This window comes from Roseibium sp. (assembly GCF_050301095.1).
Taxonomy (GTDB): domain Bacteria; phylum Pseudomonadota; class Alphaproteobacteria; order Rhizobiales; family Stappiaceae; genus Roseibium.
This window is the reverse complement of record NZ_JBNKYW010000131.1, coordinates 14,296-30,858: the sequence shown is the minus strand read 5'-3', so window position 1 is coordinate 30,858 and position 16,563 is coordinate 14,296. Positions and strand designations below refer to the sequence as shown.

Annotated in this window: 14 protein-coding genes; 6 read left to right on the top strand and 8 right to left on the bottom strand. The window is 63.1% G+C overall.

Annotated elements, in window-relative coordinates; all coding sequences use genetic code 11:
- Window positions 1–11: 11 nt before the first annotated feature.
- From dctP to ACQY7U_RS12195, 3 genes are read right to left on the bottom strand one after another with little or no spacing between them, the layout of a single operon-like run.
- Window positions 12–1,022: a TRAP transporter substrate-binding protein DctP gene (gene dctP, locus ACQY7U_RS12205; RefSeq protein WP_428644797.1), complete on the bottom strand. Its 1,011-nt coding sequence runs from the start codon at window positions 1,020–1,022 to the stop codon at window positions 12–14.
- 54 nt (window positions 1,023–1,076) lie between these two features.
- Entirely contained in the window at window positions 1,077–2,375 is a 1,299-nt protein-coding gene (locus tag ACQY7U_RS12200; RefSeq protein WP_428644795.1) for a TRAP transporter large permease, read from the bottom strand.
- Entirely contained in the window at window positions 2,372–2,842 is a 471-nt protein-coding gene (locus tag ACQY7U_RS12195; protein ID WP_428644793.1) for a TRAP transporter small permease, read from the bottom strand. The genes ACQY7U_RS12200 and ACQY7U_RS12195 overlap by 4 nt, the downstream gene beginning before the upstream one ends.
- Window positions 2,843–2,978: 136 nt before the next feature.
- Here ACQY7U_RS12195 and ACQY7U_RS12190 point away from each other — a divergent pair, with 136 nt between their 5' ends.
- A complete protein-coding gene (locus tag ACQY7U_RS12190; protein ID WP_428644791.1) occupies window positions 2,979–3,902 on the top strand; it encodes a LysR substrate-binding domain-containing protein in 924 nt (307 codons plus the stop codon).
- Between the two features lie 87 nt (window positions 3,903–3,989).
- On the opposite strand, the gene ACQY7U_RS12185 is transcribed toward ACQY7U_RS12190, so the two are convergent.
- The 3 genes from ACQY7U_RS12185 to ACQY7U_RS12175 form a co-directional block, all read right to left on the bottom strand.
- Window positions 3,990–5,192 (bottom strand): MFS transporter, encoded by a 1,203-nt coding sequence (locus ACQY7U_RS12185; protein WP_428644789.1) that lies wholly within the window; start codon window positions 5,190–5,192, stop codon window positions 3,990–3,992.
- The gene (locus ACQY7U_RS12180; protein WP_428644787.1) at window positions 5,185–5,943 is read right to left on the bottom strand and encodes a DeoR/GlpR family DNA-binding transcription regulator; all 759 of its coding nucleotides are present in this window, start codon (window positions 5,941–5,943) and stop codon (window positions 5,185–5,187) included. Before ACQY7U_RS12180 ends, ACQY7U_RS12185 begins: the two co-directional genes overlap by 8 nt.
- A gap of 184 nt (window positions 5,944–6,127) precedes the next feature.
- Window positions 6,128–7,045 (bottom strand): LysR family transcriptional regulator, encoded by a 918-nt coding sequence (locus ACQY7U_RS12175; protein ID WP_428644785.1) that lies wholly within the window; start codon window positions 7,043–7,045, stop codon window positions 6,128–6,130.
- A 104-nt stretch (window positions 7,046–7,149) separates the two neighbouring features.
- Between ACQY7U_RS12175 and ACQY7U_RS12170 the strand changes: the two genes are divergently transcribed.
- The gene (locus ACQY7U_RS12170; protein ID WP_428644783.1) at window positions 7,150–8,412 is read left to right on the top strand and encodes a urate hydroxylase PuuD; all 1,263 of its coding nucleotides are present in this window, start codon (window positions 7,150–7,152) and stop codon (window positions 8,410–8,412) included.
- Window positions 8,413–8,500: 88 nt separating this feature from the next.
- Here the strand turns inward: ACQY7U_RS12170 and ACQY7U_RS12165 are convergent, their stop codons facing one another.
- On the bottom strand, window positions 8,501–8,983 hold the full coding sequence (locus ACQY7U_RS12165; protein ID WP_428644827.1) for a GFA family protein: 483 nt from the start codon (window positions 8,981–8,983) through the stop codon (window positions 8,501–8,503).
- A gap of 112 nt (window positions 8,984–9,095) precedes the next feature.
- Entirely contained in the window at window positions 9,096–9,995 is a 900-nt protein-coding gene (locus tag ACQY7U_RS12160) for a LysR substrate-binding domain-containing protein (protein ID WP_428644782.1), read from the bottom strand.
- Between the two features lie 217 nt (window positions 9,996–10,212).
- Here ACQY7U_RS12160 and xdhA point away from each other — a divergent pair, with 217 nt between their 5' ends.
- From xdhA to ACQY7U_RS12140, 4 genes are all read left to right on the top strand, one after another.
- Window positions 10,213–11,676 (top strand): xanthine dehydrogenase small subunit, encoded by a 1,464-nt coding sequence (gene xdhA / locus ACQY7U_RS12155; RefSeq protein WP_428644825.1) that lies wholly within the window; start codon window positions 10,213–10,215, stop codon window positions 11,674–11,676.
- A gap of 16 nt (window positions 11,677–11,692) precedes the next feature.
- On the top strand, window positions 11,693–14,035 hold the full coding sequence (xdhB, locus tag ACQY7U_RS12150; protein ID WP_428644780.1) for a xanthine dehydrogenase molybdopterin binding subunit: 2,343 nt from the start codon (window positions 11,693–11,695) through the stop codon (window positions 14,033–14,035).
- A 4-nt stretch (window positions 14,036–14,039) separates the two neighbouring features.
- The gene (gene xdhC, locus ACQY7U_RS12145) at window positions 14,040–14,894 is read left to right on the top strand and encodes a xanthine dehydrogenase accessory protein XdhC (protein WP_428644779.1); all 855 of its coding nucleotides are present in this window, start codon (window positions 14,040–14,042) and stop codon (window positions 14,892–14,894) included.
- Window positions 14,895–14,968: 74 nt separating this feature from the next.
- Entirely contained in the window at window positions 14,969–16,561 is a 1,593-nt protein-coding gene (locus tag ACQY7U_RS12140; RefSeq protein WP_428644777.1) for a xanthine/uracil/vitamin C permease, read from the top strand.
- The last annotated feature ends 2 nt before the right edge of the window (window positions 16,562–16,563 follow it).

The window sequence follows — 16,563 nt, the reverse complement described above, 5'->3', positions numbered from 1 at the left end:
GAAATCACAGCTTAGTTGAGTGCCTTGTCCAGGATGGACTGGCCCCATTCCTGACCGACATCCTTCAGCAGTTCCGGCCAGACCGCTTCGCGCACCGTGGTGGCCATGGCGGCAAGCTGTTCGTCCGTCAGCGACACGACCTTGGCGTCGAGTTCGTCCGTCAGGCGCTGTTCCCACTTGCCCTGATCTTCCTCGGCAACGACCCAGCGCGCGGCCTCGAATTCACCGGCAGCCTTCTTCAGGGCCGCCTGGTCGTCCTCATCGAGGTTCGCCAGAGCCTCGTTGGAGATGATCATGTACCAGACTTCGAAGTGCGTGTTGGCCGGGATGTAGGTCTTGGTCACGTCCCGGAAGGAGGCGTAGTAGCCTTCCGCGCCGGAGCCGATGACACCGTCGACCACGCCGACCTGAACGGCGGTGAAGGCTTCCGCGAAGGGGATCGGCGCCGGAATGTAGCCGAGCGCTTCACCGGTGAGCTGGAAGCTCTTGATGCCCGGAACGCGCACCTTGATGCCCTTGGCTTCGGTCGTGCCCGGCGCAACGGCGTCGCGGTTGAGCGAGATACCGCCGAAATAGACCGGATAGGCGGCCAGCATGGTGATGTCCTGCTTGGAATAGAGCTCGGCCATGGTGTCGTGGATCACGCCGCCGGGGCCGAAGATCTTGCGGGCTTCTTCCCAGTTGGAAGCCAGAAACGGAACGGTTGCGATCTGCATGCGGCGGTCCGTGCCGGTGGCTGCCGGCTGGGTGGCCATTTCGATGGCACCGACGGAGACGCGCTCCTGCACGGTGGTATAGTCGCCCAGCGCGGAGGCGGCGTAGATTTCGATGTTGACGTCGCCGCCGGTGGTTTCCTTGACGTTGTCGGCGAAGGCCTTCAACTCGACGTCGATGGTCGCGCCCTGCGGGCGGACGTGGCTCATCTTCAGGTCCGCTGCCTGGGCAAGGCCGGCAAGGCCGATAAAGGTGGCGACCGCGGTCGCTCCGAGCAGTTTCTTCATGGTGTTCCCCTTGGTAAGCATTTCAATTTCCTCCAGGTTTCGTTGCTGGCCTGCCCATCGCGGACCGGGCCGGGGTCAGTAGCCGAACAGGCTCGGCAGGTAGAGCGAGAGGTCGGACCAGAAGGAGGTCAGGAAGACCACCGGGACGTATCCGACCAGCACAAGGAACATCGCCGGCGGGATAACCTTGGTGACCTTCACCTTGCCGATGCGCGCGCCGAGATAGAGGATCGAGGCGTAGGGAGGCGTGACGCCGCCCATGGCCGTGTTGACCCCCATGATGGCCGCGAACTGCACCGGGTTGATGTCGATGGCCTGCATCAGCGGCAGCAGGAGCGGAGCGACCAGGATGATGGCGGTGGCGTCATTGACCACCATGCCGATCAGGAACAGCAGGATGTTGATCAGGATCAGCAGAACGATGCGGTTCTCGGTGATGCCGAAGATCGCGCCCACCAGCTTCTGCGGGATGCCTTCGTAGACGAACATCTGACCGAGGATCATGGAGAACAGGATCATCAGCATGATGGCGCCGACCGCCGTTGCCGCTTCCTTGCCGGCATGCAGGAAATTGTCGATGCGCAGGCCCTTGTAGATCAGGAAGCCGATCGGGATGGCGTAGATCACGGCAAGGGCAGCCGATTCCGTCGGCGTCATGATGCCGCCGTAGATGCCGCCGAGGATCATCACCGGCATCAGCAGCGCCGGGAAGGCGTAGATGCCGCGCTTCGTGACATCCCGGGAGAACTCGGAAAATGTCGGTTTTTCGTCCAGCACCAGGTTGAACTTGCGCGACATCCAGACGTTGACGGCCGCGAAGTTGAACATGATCAGGAGGCCGGGGCCGAGCGTTGCCAGGAAACAGGCGGCAATCGAAGTGTCGGTGACCCAACCGAACAGGATCATGCTGACGGACGGCGGGATGAGCAGGCCGAGGATCGACGAGTTGGCGATCAGGGCGGTTGCGTATTCCCGCGGATAGCCGCGCTTTTCCATTTCCGGAATGAGCAGCGGGCCGATGGCCGAAATGCCGGTGAGACCCGAGCCGGAAATCGCGCCGATGACGGCGCAGCTGACGGCGGCAACGACGCCGAGGCCGCCGCGCACATGGCCGATGAAGGAGTTCACGAACCGCAGGAGCGCCGCCGCGATGCCGCTTTCCGACATGATCGTGCCGGCCAGCACGAAAAGCGGAATGGCAAGCAGCGTCGGATTGCCGAGCTGCTGGAAGCCCCAGAGCACCATGCCCTTCATGGTGACGTCGCCGACGAAATACATCACCATCAGCGCGGTGCCGAAACACCAGGGCAGCGGCACGCCGAGGGTCAGGGTGACGACCAGGATACCGATGGCCAGAAGCGCGATCTCGATCATTTTGCGCCTCCGTTCGCGAGGCTGCGGACGTGTCCCAGAAGATAGGTGGCGGTGTAGGCCATCATCAGGACAAGCCCGACGACGAGCGCCACATCGGCATAGAATGTGGGAATGTAGAGCGTCGGGCTTTCCTTCCACACGCGCCATGCATAGCGGGTGTAGTCCCACGCCCAGGTCAGCAGCCAGATGCCGACGGCCAGCGAAATGATTTCACCGACGATGGCCAGTATGGTGTGCTGACGTTCCGTGGTCAGGAAAATCTCCAGCACGTTGGCGCGGATGTGCGTGTTTTCGCGCGAGGCGTTGACTGCGCCCAGAATGTAAAGCCACAGCGTTGGATACATGATCGTTTCTTCAAGCCCCATGACGGGGACCTGAAGGACGTAGCGCGTCACCACCTGAACAAACTGGCCAAGTGCAACGATGCAGATCAGAGCCGTCAGCAGGCACTGCGCAAACCGTTCCAAAGTCCATCCCCCCGTAAGTGGCGCCCAGGCAGGGCGCCGGCACAATTTCTAACGTTGCGGGAGTATGACGCTGGCCAACCCATAAGAGCAAATTCGAAATATTGCTAGTTTGATAAAGTGACTTTATAGTTTTGCCATGAACCTGTCCTTTCGTCAGTTGCAGACCTTTGTTGCGGTGATGCGCACCGGTTCCGTCTCCGAGGCGGGACGCTCACTGCACCGGACCCAACCGGCGATCAGCGCCATGATTGCGGGGCTTGAAAAGGAAATCGGCTTTCCGCTGTTCGAGCGGGAACGGGGACGGCTGATCCCCAAGCCGGAAGCCCATTTTTTCATGGAGGAAGCCGAGTTCCTGCTCGACCGGCTGACCCGCTCCACCCGTACCTTGCAGGAAATCGGCAACCTCCAGAAAGGCAGGCTCCGGGTGGCCTGCAATCCGGCGGCTTCCAGTTTTTTCATGCCGCGGGTCGTCGCCGGGTTTCTGAGAGACAGGCCGGAGATCGAAGCCTCGCTGATGATGCGGTCCTCGCCGGTCGTCACCGACTGGATCGCCTCGCAGCAGTATGACGTCGGTTTTGCCGAAACCCCCGAGCCGCGCCGGACCATCCGCTCCGAGGAATTCGAGTTTCCCTGCGTCTGTGCCCTGCCGAAGGGCGATCCGCTGGAAGAAAAACCGGTGATCACGCCGGAAGACCTCGACGGCAAGCCGATGGCCATGCTCTTCGACGAGCACAAGGTCAGCACCCAGACCCGGGCGGCGTTCGAGGAAACCGGCGCCCGCCTCAACCGGCGCTTTGAGCTCAGAACCTTCCTGCCGGCGCTGCAGCTCGTTGCCGAGGGGCTGGGCTACACGATCTGCGACGGTCTATCCGCCGTCAGCCACGAGCAGAGCTTCGGCAGTCAAAGCACCGTGGTCTTCAGACCTTTCGAGCCCGCCTGCGTGATCAGCATGTCCCTGATGCAGCCGGCCAACCGGCCGCTGTCCATGCTGGTGGAGGAATTCTCAAACGAACTCAGGAAGGAAATCCTGGACCTTCTGGAAACCGCGCGCAGCTTTTAACGTTAAAGCCAACGTGGTGGAAAACCGGACCGGAGACACAATCAGTGATCCTGCATCCGGCAGAAAGTCCGGCCATGAGTCCGGAAGTCAACCCGGCGGTTCTCCGCCCGATTGCACGCGCAACTGCCCCGCCAACAGGACGGCCAGAAGCGCAAGCAGCGCCAAGGCCGCGAAAGCAGTGCTCAAACCGGCCCATTGCGCAAGGAAGCCGACTGCGGGCGGCCCCAACAACATGCCGCCGTAGCTCAGGGTCGCGACACCCGCGATCGCCGGTCCGGGACGCATGACCGCATCGCTTGCTGCCCGCGAAAAGACCAGCGGCATGACAACCGCATAGCCGACACCGGCCAGCGCAAACCCTGCGAGCGCCACTGCAAATACATCCGTGCCGATCACCATCATCAGCCCGGCGAAAGCCGTCAATCCGCTCAGACGGGTCGTGACGACCGGCCCGAACCGTTCAACCAGGATGCCGCCGCAAAACCGGGTCAGCACCATCGTGGTGCTGAAGGCGGCGTAGCCGAGCGCTGCCTGCGCCTCCGTCGCGGAAACGACCGTATGCAGGAATACCGCGCTCCAGTCGGCCATCGCACCTTCGCCGATGGCAACGGAGAAGGCGATCAGGCCGACCAGGAGCAGAGCCCCCGACGGCAGTATCACAACCGGCCGCGATCCGGAGGCCCGGCTTGCGGGCGCAGACTTCGGCAGGACGGGAACCATGAGAAACAGAGCCGCGCCACCGCCAAAGACGGCAACCGCGCTGAAATGCGCAATCGGGCCGTAACCGAGTTTTACCGCCAGGAAACCGCTTGCCGCGCCCAAACCGGCGCCGAGGCTGAACAACGCGTGAAAGATCGACATGGTGCTGCGCCCGAGACGGGTCTCAACCCGCGCGCCCCAGCCGTTCATCGCAACATCCATGGCGCCGTGCAGGCCCCCGAAGACAAACAGGGCGGCTCCCAGCAGGATGGCATTCGGAGCCAGCGCCAGGCACAGAAGCGCCGGGCCGTATCCCCAGGCACAACGGACCGTGAGCCGGTCGGCGCCCCACCGCTCGGAAAGGCCGCCGGCGAAAGGAAAGGAAACGATGGCTCCTGCGGCCAGAGCCAGAAGCAGCAAGCCCAGCGCTCCGGGCGCCAGATCGAAGGTTTCCTTGAAAGCCGGAACCCGTGCCGCCCAGACCCCGAACAGCAGGCCGTTCAGGGCGAAGGCCGCCGCAACCGCCCGCCAGTCAGCGTCCGCCCACAGAGGCCGTTTCCGGATGTGATTTGCCACGGCGGTTTCAGACACGGATTACCTCCACACCCGCGTCCTGAAAGGCCTTCAGAAGCGTGGGCGCGCCATCCGTCACGAGACCGTCAATCTCCCCAAGCGCAAGCACACGGTGGCTTCCGAGCCTTTCCAGCTTGCCGGATGTGGCAACAACGACGGTGCGCGCGGCGGCCAGGGCCATCGACCGCTTGACGCCTGCCTCGGCAGCATTTTCCGCGCTCAAGCCAAATTCCGGCCAGAGGCCGCAGGCACCGAGAAAACAGAGATCGGCGGCAATTTCGCCCACCGCACGTTCGGCGTCTCCGCCTGTCGCCATCGCCGCTTCAGGGCACAGCGCGCCGCCGATCATCTGAACGCGCGCGCCCCGCGTGAGCGCGGCCAGCGCGACGGAGGGGGCGGGCGTTACGATCAATCCGCCAAATCCCTCGGGCAATCGGGCCGCGATGGCGTTCATTGTTGTCCCGGCATCGAGAAAGACCGTCGCGTCTCCGGGGATCAGCAGCACCGCCTTGTCGGCAAGCGGCTCGATGCCCGGATCGGGGGCGGCGGCCCGCACCGCATAAGGCGGCGAAGACTGCGGCACGGGAATCGCCCCGCCGCGCACACGTCGCACAAGGCCACGCTGCTCCAGCGCAATGAGATCGCGCCGGACGGTGTCGATCGATATGCCGAGTTCTTCCGCAAGTGTGGCCGCCACAAGCGGTGCCCCCAGATCAAGACGCTCTTGCAGAATGTTTTGGCGGGTTTGAGGATTGTTGAGATCAAGCATTGCCGCATTCTGCAGCATTTTGCAGCATTTTGCAGTTTATTGCAATATTCTGCGCAATGCTGCAATTCAGCCCGTTCGACAGCACGTGCTTTCACATCGCCGGCCGGCAGAATGCCGGCGCGGATCGCACAAGAACAGTTTCAATGCTGGATCTATCGCTAACGGACCGGGGTCTGACGAACGCCTAACGGCCCGGCATCGCCGCCAGCGACTTGTGAATGTGAGCCACCATGAAATCCAGGAAGAGGCGGACCTTCGGGTCCTGCCGCCTGCGGTGGGTGTAAAGGCAGGCCATCTGCACCGGAATGGGTGGTTCGTTCGCCAGAACCGGCACCAGCCTGCCCGAGGCCAGATAGTCGGCAACTTCGAAGACCGGTTTCAGGATGATGCCGTGGCCTTCCAGGGCCCAGCCCGTCAGGACGTCACCGTGGTCGGACTCGAACGGCCCGGTCACGGCAATCCGCTTGACGCCGTTTTCGGTCTGCAGCGGCCACTGGAATTCGGGTGCGCCCGGATAGCGCATGTTCAGGCAGTCGTGCTTGCCGGCTGCGAGATCCTCCGCAGCCTTCGGCATGCCCTTGCGGGCGACATAGTCCGGCGAGGCGCACAGGATGCGCTCGCAATCGGCGATCTTGCGGATCTTGAGTGTCGAATCCTCCGGCAGCCCCAGGAAGAAGGCGGCATCGAGCCCCTCGCCTGTCAGATCGACCTTGCGGTCCGACAGGCGCAGGCGGATGTCGATCAAGGGATTGGCCTGCTTGAACCCCGGAATGGCGGGCGCGATCAGGCGCTGGCCCATGCCGATCGGCGCGGCCACGAACAGGGTGCCGCGCGGAGAGCGGGTGACATTGCTGATTTCCGCTTCCGCCTCCTCCACTGCCTCGATGATCTTGGTTGCGCCGCGATAGAACAGATTGCCGTGTTCCGTCGGACTGAGCGCCCGCGTGGTGCGCTGGAACAGGCGCACGTTCAGATGCTCCTCCAACTGCGATACGCGCGAGGAGGCGACGGCGGAGGAGATCCTGAGGTCGCGGGCGGCAGCCGACATGTTGCCGAGCTCGTAGACACGCAGGAAAGTCCGGATATTCTCAAGGTAGGCCATCAGCTTATTGTTCCGATTTTTTTGAAACTGCTCGGCATTGCCATGAGATACCAGAAAATTAATGGATGGACTAGCATGCAGCCACGTTTTTTGGAGGAGATACCATGTACGACATAGCCATCATCGGAGAGTGGCTGGCCTTTGCCGTCCGGTGGCTGCACGTGATCACTGCGATGGCCTGGATCGGCTCATCCTTTTATTTCGTTGCGCTGGACCTTGGCCTGCGCAAGGTTCCGCATCTGCCCGTCGGCGCCCATGGCGAGGAATGGCAGGTGCACGGCGGCGGCTTCTACCACATCCAGAAATACCTGGTTGCGCCGGAAAACATGCCGGAGCATCTGGTGTGGTTCAAATGGGAAAGCTATTCGACGTGGCTGTCCGGCGCCGGACTTCTGATGCTGGTCTACTGGGGGGGCGGCGAGCTTTACCTGATCGACCCGGCGAAGGCCGACCTTTCCCTGTGGCAGGGGGTCCTGATTTCCGCCGGCTCGCTGACCATCGGCTGGATCGTCTACGACCGGCTGTGCAAGTCGCCGCTCGGCGAAAGCCCCACGGTGCTGATGGTGCTCCTTTTCGTGCTGCTGGTCGCCATGGGTTACGGCTACAACGAGATCTTCACCGGCCGGGCCACCATGCTGCATCTCGGGGCCTTCACGGCAACGATCATGACCGCGAACGTGTTCTTCATCATCATCCCGAACCAGAAGATCGTGGTGGCGGACCTGAAGGCCGGTCGCACGCCGGACGCAAAATACGGCAAGATCGCCAAGCTGCGCTCCACCCACAACAACTACCTGACACTGCCGGTCGTCTTCCTGATGCTCTCCAACCACTATCCGCTGGCCTTCGCATCGGAATACAACTGGGTGATCGCCGCCCTCGTCTTCCTGATGGGCGTGACCATCCGGCACTACTTCAATACCAGGCATGCCGGCACCGGCAACCCGACCTGGACCTGGCTGGTGACCGCGATCCTGTTCGTGCTGATCATGCAGATCTCCATGGCACCGATGTGGACGAAGAACACGCTCGAGGTGTCCGAGGCCCAGCCCCTGACGCCGACCCAGCAGGTGTTCGCCAGCGCGGAGGGGTTCGAGGACGTGGTCAACATCATTCCGGGCCGCTGCGGCATGTGCCACGCCCGCGAACCCTTCTATGAAGGCATCTACCACGCGCCGAAGGGCATTCTTCTTGAAACGGAAGCCGACGTGGTGAAGACCGCCAAGCAGATCTACCTGCAGTCCGGCCTCACCCACGCCATGCCGCCGGCCAACGTCTCCTTCATGGAAGAGGGCGAACGGCAGAAGATCGTGGAGTGGTACGAGAACGCCAGGGGAAAACTGCCCTTCGGCGGGGCGATCCAGTAACTGGCCACATTGACTGAACAAGGCGTTTCCTGGAAACGGGGAACGCCTTTTTTTGTTATGTGGCCGCTCCCGCCCTTCCCCAAGGCGCTCAGATTTCCCCGTTCCTGGCAGCCCTGAAGGCGGCGGCAATCCCCGGATCGTCTTCGGAGCGGGTGCGGGGAAGGTGGTCGTCGAATTTGACCCAGGGCAGCTGGGATTCGACGCCGAAATGAAACTCCAGCGTGACCTGTTCCGGATGATCGAGCGTCCCGATGGGTACCCAGACTACCTCTGGGCCTGACGGGTCCCCTTTTTCCTCACGAAAATCGTTGAGCGTGACCAGGTAGCGATCCCAGATTGGGCTGCCGCATTCGGAGCAAAATCCGCGTTCTTTTATGGCGTGGGGTTCGCGAAACATCTTGGGCGCACCTTTTGTGAATTGCAGGGTCGCCACGGAAAATCCAACCAGTGCAAAATACGGTCCGCCGGTCCATTTCTGACATCGCCTGCAATGACAAATTCCCGCCGACACCGGGTCTTCATCGCAACCGTATCTGATTGCACCACACAGGCACCCACCGGTCCACTTCATTTGAGCCTCCGCCATTGTTGTGCTCGAGGATCACCGGCCCAGAGTATCACATTGGGTGGGATCCCGGATCGGCGTTCGGCTGCGCCTCACTTTTCCGGAATGACGAGGCTTCTCAGCCGCCCACATCCGCGTGCTTGATCACAAAGTCAACGAAATGCCGGATCTTGGGATCCTGCAACTGGCGGTGGGGGTAGAGGCAGCCGAAGATGGTCGGTGGCGGCGGGGTCTCGGGCAGAACCTCGACCAGCCGTCCCTGTTGCAGGTACCCGGCGACGTCGAAGCGCGGCTTGTTGACGATGCCGTGGCCTGCCAGCGCCCAGTCGGTCAGGACGTCGCCGTGGTCGGTATCGAACTTGCCGGAGACCTGCAGCTTGCGCGGACCGTCCGGCGTTTGCAGCACCCAGAAGTATTCCGGCGAACGCGGGAAGCGCAGCAGCAGGCAGTTGTGGTCTTCGCTGAGGAGATCGTCGGGCGTTTCCGGCGTTCCATGTTTCTTCAGGTAGTCCGGCGCGGCGCATAAAACACGCGGACAATCGGCGATCTTGCGGAGCTTGAGGTTGGAATCCGGCGGCGTGCCTATGAAAAAGGCGAGATCCAGTCCGTCGGACATGAGATCGACCTTGCGGTCCGACAAGCGCAGATGCACCTCCGTTGCCGGATAGTGTTCGACGAACTTCGGCACCAGCGGCGCGATGATCCGCCGCCCGGCCCCGAGCGGAGCGGTGACGCGGATGACACCGTGGGGCGTGTCGGAATAACTCGCCACCGCCGTCTCGGCTTCCTCGATCGACGCCAGCGCCTTGACCGCATAATCATAGAAGACCTTGCCGACCTCGGTCGGCGTCAGCGAGCGCGTGGTCCTGTTAAAAAGACGGACCCCCAGGTGCTTTTCAAGCTCCTTGATGCGCTTGCTGGCGACAGCAGGCGTCAATCTGAGGTCCCGACCGCCGGAGGTGATGCTGCCCAGCTCGACCACCCGCGTGAAGACCCTCAGGCTTTCCAGATAGGACATGTCACGCCTTTCCTCCGATGAATTTTCGCGTGAAATCGCCGTGGCTTACGCCGGTCCGGCCAGCTTAGCACTTCCGAAGCGTTTGTTGCAGTTTTGCATGGCTTTCACGCGTCGATTTTCAATGATCTGTTGAAAGAATTTCCGGAATCACCGGATTTTTCGCGCCAGTCCTCGTCAGTACGCTCAGTCAATGGGAAGAGACATGACCGAGGATGCGATGAACAACCGCAATGAAATCCGGTTTTTGCTGAACGGCGCGGAGGTCGCCGCCGGCGACGTGGCAGCCGACAGGACGCTGCTGGATTACCTGAGACTGGAACGCCGGCTGAAGGGCACCAAGGAAGGCTGCGCCGAGGGCGATTGCGGGGCCTGCACCGTGCTGGTCGGCCGGCTCGACGGCGGCGTGCTGAAGTACGAGACCGTCAACGCCTGCATCCGTTTCCTGGCATCGCTAGACGGTTGCCATGTTGTCACCATCGAGCACCTGAGGGGCGAGAACGGCGGCCTGCACCCGATCCAGCAGGCAATGGTCGATTTTCACGGCAGCCAGTGCGGTTTCTGCACCCCCGGTTTCGTCATGTCGCTCTATGCGCTGTGGATGGGCAATCCGGAGCCGACGGAACCGCAAGTCGAGACCGCCATCCAAGGCAATCTCTGCCGCTGCACCGGCTACCAGCCGATCATCGCAGCCGCCATGGCCGCCAACCGTTACGGCACGCCGGCAAACGACTTTCTGGAAGCCGAACGCGCCGAGATCACGCGCCGCCTGAGCGCCCTCAACGACGGCAAGCGCGTCGTCACCGGGCCGGAAGACAACCGGGCGATCATTCCGGCGGACGTCGACGATTTCGCCGCCGTGCTGGAAGAATTCCCGAATGCCACCATCGTCGCCGGATCGACCGATGTCGGCCTCTGGGTCACCAAGTTCATGCGCCCGATCGGCCCCGCCGTGTTCATCGGCAACCTGAGCGGCCTGAAGTCCATCGCACTGACGGACGACACGCTGGAGATCGGCGCATGCGTTACCTACACCGAAGCCCAGGACGCAATCCGGGAAGCCTTCCCGCACCTTGAAGCCTACTGGGACCGCATTGCCGGCCAGCAGGTTCGCAACATGGGCACCATCGGCGGCAACATCGCCAACGGCTCGCCCATCGGCGACACCCCGCCGGTGCTGATCGCGCTCGGTGCCGAGATCGTCCTGCGCAGGGGCGCGGAGCAACGCACCCTGCGGCTGGAAGACTTCTTCATCGAGTACGGCAAGCAGGACCGGCACAAAAGCGAATTCGTGGAAAGCATCATCATTCCGCGCGCCGCACCCGGCCAGCGCGATGCCGCCTACAAGATTTCCAAGCGCCGCGACGAGGACATCTCCTCCGTTGCCGCCGGCTTCTCCGTTACCGTCGAGAACGGCGTCATCACCGGCTGCCGCCTTGCCTTCGGCGGCATGGCCGGCACACCGAAGCGTGCGGCCGCAGCGGAAGCCGCGCTCACCGGGCAGCCCTGGAACCAGGCGGTCTTCACCGCCGCAGGCAAGGCGCTCGAAGCCGACTTCACCCCGCTGTCCGACTGGCGCGCCTCGGCGGACTACCGGACGAGCGTTGCCCGCAACCTGCTGCAGCGCTTTTTCCTCAGCCATGACGAGGCGACCGGCGAACCCGTCGACCTGATGACCGCGTGACAGTGAGGCAAATTCCATGAAACACGAACAGATCACTGAAGCCGGCAAGTCCATCCGCGGCGCGGTTCACACCGACCGCCGCCACGACAGCGCCGAAAAGCACGTCACCGGCCGCGCCGAATATTGCGACGACATTTCCGAGCCGGAAGGCACGCTGCACGCCTATCTCGGCGTCTCCACGGTCGCCCACGGTCTGATCAAGTCCACGGACTTTTCCGCCGTTCTGAGCGCCCCCGGCGTTGTCGATGTGCTGACCGCCAAGGATGTGCCCGGCTGCAACGACATCAGCCCGACGGGCCTGAAGGACGAGCCGGTCTTCCCGACCGAAAAGACCGAGTTCCACGGCCAGCCTCTCTTTGCCGTTGTCGCCGAAACGCGCGAGGCCGCCCGGCGCGCCGCCGAACTGGCGAAAATCGACTACGAGGTGCTGCCGCACGCACTCGATCCGATCAGCGCCATCGAGGCCGGCCATCCGCATGTCACCGCGCCGCTGAAGCTGGAACGGGGCGACGCGTCAACGGCGCTTGCCTCCGCTGAAAACCGCCTCAAGGGCCGGATCAGCATCGGCGGCCAGGACCACATGTACCTGGAAGGTCACATCGCCTTCGCCATTCCGGGCGAGGACGACGATGTCATCGTTCACTGCTCGACGCAGCATCCGAGCGAGGCGCAGCATATGGTCGCCCATGTGCTCGGCGTCCCCTCCAACGCGGTCACGGTCAACGTGCGCCGCATGGGCGGCGGCTTCGGCGGCAAGGAAAGCCAGATGAACCTCTTCTGCGCGGTTGCCGCCATCGCCGCCAAGAAGTGGAACCGTCCGGTCAAGATCCGCCCCGACCGCGACCAGGACATGACCGCCACCGGCAAACGCCACGACTTCGTCGTCGACTACGACGTCGCGTTCGACGGCGAAGGCCGCATCCAGGGTGTCGAGGGGTCCTTCGCGGCCCGCTGCGGCTACTCCTCGGATCTGTCGGGTCCCGTGACCGACCGCGCACTGTTTCACGCGGACAACGCCTATTTCTATCCGCACGTCCGGCTTGTCAGCCGGCCCATGAAGACAAACACCGTCTCCAATACCGCCTTCCGCGGTTTCGGCGGCCCGCAAGGGGTCGTCGCGGCCGAACGGATGATCGAAGAAATCGCCTATGCGCTCGGCAAGGACCCGCTGGAGATCCGCAAGGCAAACTTCTACGGCGATGCAACGGACGGACGGAACCTCACCCCCTACCATCAGGAGGTCGAGGACAACATCTTGCCGCGCTTGATCGGTGAACTGGAAGTCTCCTCTGACTACCAGGCCCGCCGCAAAGCGATCCTGGAGCACAATGCCCATTCCTCCATCATTAAAAGGGGCATTGCGCTGACGCCGGTCAAGTTCGGCATTTCTTTTACGGCCACCTGGTACAATCAGGCCGGCGCGCTGATCCATATCTATAATGACGGATCGATCCATCTGAACCACGGCGGCACCGAAATGGGCCAGGGCCTCAACACCAAGGTCGCCCAGGTTGTCGCCGACACGCTGCAGGTCGATTTTGAACGCATCAAGATCACCAGGACAACCACGGAAAAGGTTCCGAACACTTCGGCAACCGCCGCGTCCTCGGGCTCCGACCTCAACGGCATGGCCGCGCTCAATGCTGCCGAGCAGCTGAAGGAACGCCTCACCGCCTTTGCCGCGGAAAAGTGGAACGTGGCGCCGGAAGACGTGCGGTTCGCCAACAACCGGGTCGAGATCGGCGAGCAAAGCCTCTCTTTCGACGAACTGGCGCGCGAAGCCTATATGGCCCGCGTCCACCTGTCGGCGGCCGGCTTCTACAAGACGCCGAAGATCCATTGGGACCGCGCGGCCGGCAAGGGACGTCCGTTCTACTACTTCGCCTATGGAGCATCCTGTTCGGAAGTTTCCGTCGACACGCTGACCGGCGAATACCGCATCGAGCGTACCGACATCCTGCATGACGTCGGCCGGTCGCTGAACCCGATCCTCGACAAGGGCCAGGTGGAAGGCGCCTTCGTCCAGGGCATGGGCTGGCTGACCACCGAGGAACTGTGGTGGGACGATGCCGGCCGGCTGCGCACCCATGCGCCGTCCACCTACAAGATCCCGCTCGCCTCGGACCGTCCGCGTGTCTTCAACGTGAACCTGGCGGAATGGTCGGAAAACAAGGAACGGACCATCAAGCGCTCCAAGGCCGTCGGCGAGCCGCCCTTCATGCTCGGTATCTCCGTGTTCGAAGCGCTCTCCATGGCCGTCGCCAGCGTTGCCGACTACCGGGAATGCCCGCGCCTAGATGCTCCGGCGACACCCGAGCGTGTTCTGATGGCCGTCGAACGGCTGAAGACGGACGGCTGATGTCATGAGCGCGCTCGTCACCAACGCCAGCCAGTTCTTCGAAACGGGGCAACCGGTCATTCGCGTCGAACTGACGCGCGTGCGCGGATCGTCTCCGCGTGAAGCCGGCACGGAGATGTTCGTCACCGAAACGACGCTTTTCGGGACGATCGGCGGCGGGCAGCTCGAACACATCGCCATCACCCAGGCCCGCACCATGCTGGCCGAGGGCACGCTCAGCACCGATCTCGACCTGCCGCTCGGCCCCGAGATCGGCCAGTGCTGCGGCGGCCGGGTCGAGATGCGCCTGACAAGAATGAGCCGGAACGACCGCGCCGATGCGCTTTACCGCGTAAAGACCGAAAAGGCCGAAGAGCCCCATGTCTACATCATGGGCGCGGGCCACGTCGGCCGGGCGATTGCAGACCTTCTGCAGCACGCACCGGTCAACTGCGTTCTGGTGGACATGCGCGCGGAAGAACTGGCGCTGTGCACGGCGAATGTCGACAAGCGCCTCCGTGCCATTCCAGAAGTCGATATCTTCAGGGCGCCTCCGGGCAGCGCGTTCGTGGTCCTGACCCACGATCATGGCCTGGACTTCCTGCTGACCTCGGCCGCTCTCGAACTCGGCCATGCCGCCTATGTCGGCATGATCGGCTCGGCGACGAAACGCGCCAAGCTCAGGTCCTGGTGCGAGAGCCACTGCAACGGTCTGTCCATCGAGGACCTGACCTGCCCCATCGGGGCGACGGGAAGCCGCGACAAGCGCCCCGAGATCATCGCCGCTTTTGTGGCCGCCGAAGTCCTGACCGCCCTGACAACGGGCGCAAGGGCTGCCGGCGGCAAGGAGGAGGCTGTGCTGCTGCAAGCAGCACAGTAAACCATCGGCCGTCCCGCCGCACCGGGAGAAGAGGCGCGGACAAAGCCGTTTTTACCCTAGAAAGGAGACCCGACATGCGGGTTGGGAGGTACGAGTACAATTTGTTTTCGCGGGGGGACTTCAGCGCCTTTTGGGCCCTGTTTACCGATAACCTCGTGAACCTCATGGTTCTGGCGGGCATCTGCCAGTTCGTCTTCCAGATGCCGGCCGACATCGTCTACGGCCGGATCATTCCGGGAGCGGCCATCGCCATTCTCGCCGGCGTCGTTGTCTATGTGCTGCTGGCCAAACGCGCCGCGGCCCAGCACGGCCGCGAAGTGACCGCGATGCCCTACGGCATTTCCACGCCGGTCATGTTCGTCTATCTCTTCGGCGTGATCGGTCCGATCTACTGGTCGACCAACGACGCGGTTCTTGCCTGGCAGGTCGGCATCGGCGCCGGTTTCATGGGCGGGATCGTCGCCGGGCTCGGTGCCCTGATCGGCCCGTGGCTGAAGAAGGTCACCCCGCGCGCCGGCATGCTCGGCACGCTCTGCGGCATCGCACTGGTCTTCATCGGCACCGTGCCGCTGGCAACCGTATTCGAAAAGCCCTTCATCGGCTTTGCCTCGATGATCATCATCCTGTGGGGCCTGGTCGGACGTTTCCGTCTGCCGTTCAACATCCCGGCCGGACTGCTGGCCCTGATCGTCGGCACCGTGGTTGCTCTTGCAACGGGTGAATCCTCGATCAACTTCGACGGCCTGGGCATCTATGCACCGCTGCCCTATTTCGGCGACCTGATGGCCGGTATCCAGCACCTGTTCAACCACCCCGAACTGTTCCTGGTGCTCGTGCCGGTGCAGATCTACAACTTCATCGAAACGATGAACAACGTGGAGAGCGCGGAAGCCGCAGGCGACCACTACCCGGTCGCGACCTGCCAGATCACCGACGGTGTCGGCACCATGGTCGGCGCACTGTTCGGCTCGCCGTTCCCGACCACCGCCTATATCGGCCACCCGGCCTACAAGCGCATGGGCGCCCATTCCGGCTACGTGATCGGTGTCGGCGTGGTCATTCCGCTGGCAGCCTTCTTCGGCTTCCTGGCGTTCCTGTCCAGCCTGATCCCGGTTGCCGCCGCGGCTCCCGTCCTGGTCTTCGTGGCCCTCAGCCTCGTCACCAACACGGCGCATGCGGTCCGCACCGATCACATGGCTGCCGTCACCATCGCGATGATGCCGCATGTCTCCAGCTTCCTGGTGATCAAATGGGGCTCGCTGATGGGGGCGCTCGGCGCAACCGGGGCAACCGGCATGCTGGCCCTCGGAGACCCGCAGCTGACCGCCGCGCTGCTGCAGCAGGGTGCGCATTATGCCGGACACCTCGCCCTCAGCCAGGGGGCCATCCTGACCGGCCTGATCTGGGGCGCGGTCGTTGCCAGCGTCATCGACGGACGCTTCCGCAACGCCGGCGGTTTCACCTTCGCGGCCTTCGTGATGTCCTCGGTCGGGATCATCCACTCCGCCACGCTGCACTGGCCGGAATTCAGTGCCGTCAGCATGGGCTACCTGATCGCAGCTGCCTTCCTGTTCATCTACCCGATCTTCCACAAGGAAGTGGAAGGGCAGGAAAAGGACGAGAGTGCACCCGCCATCACCGGCGCCCAAGTAACCCCGGGCGAATAACC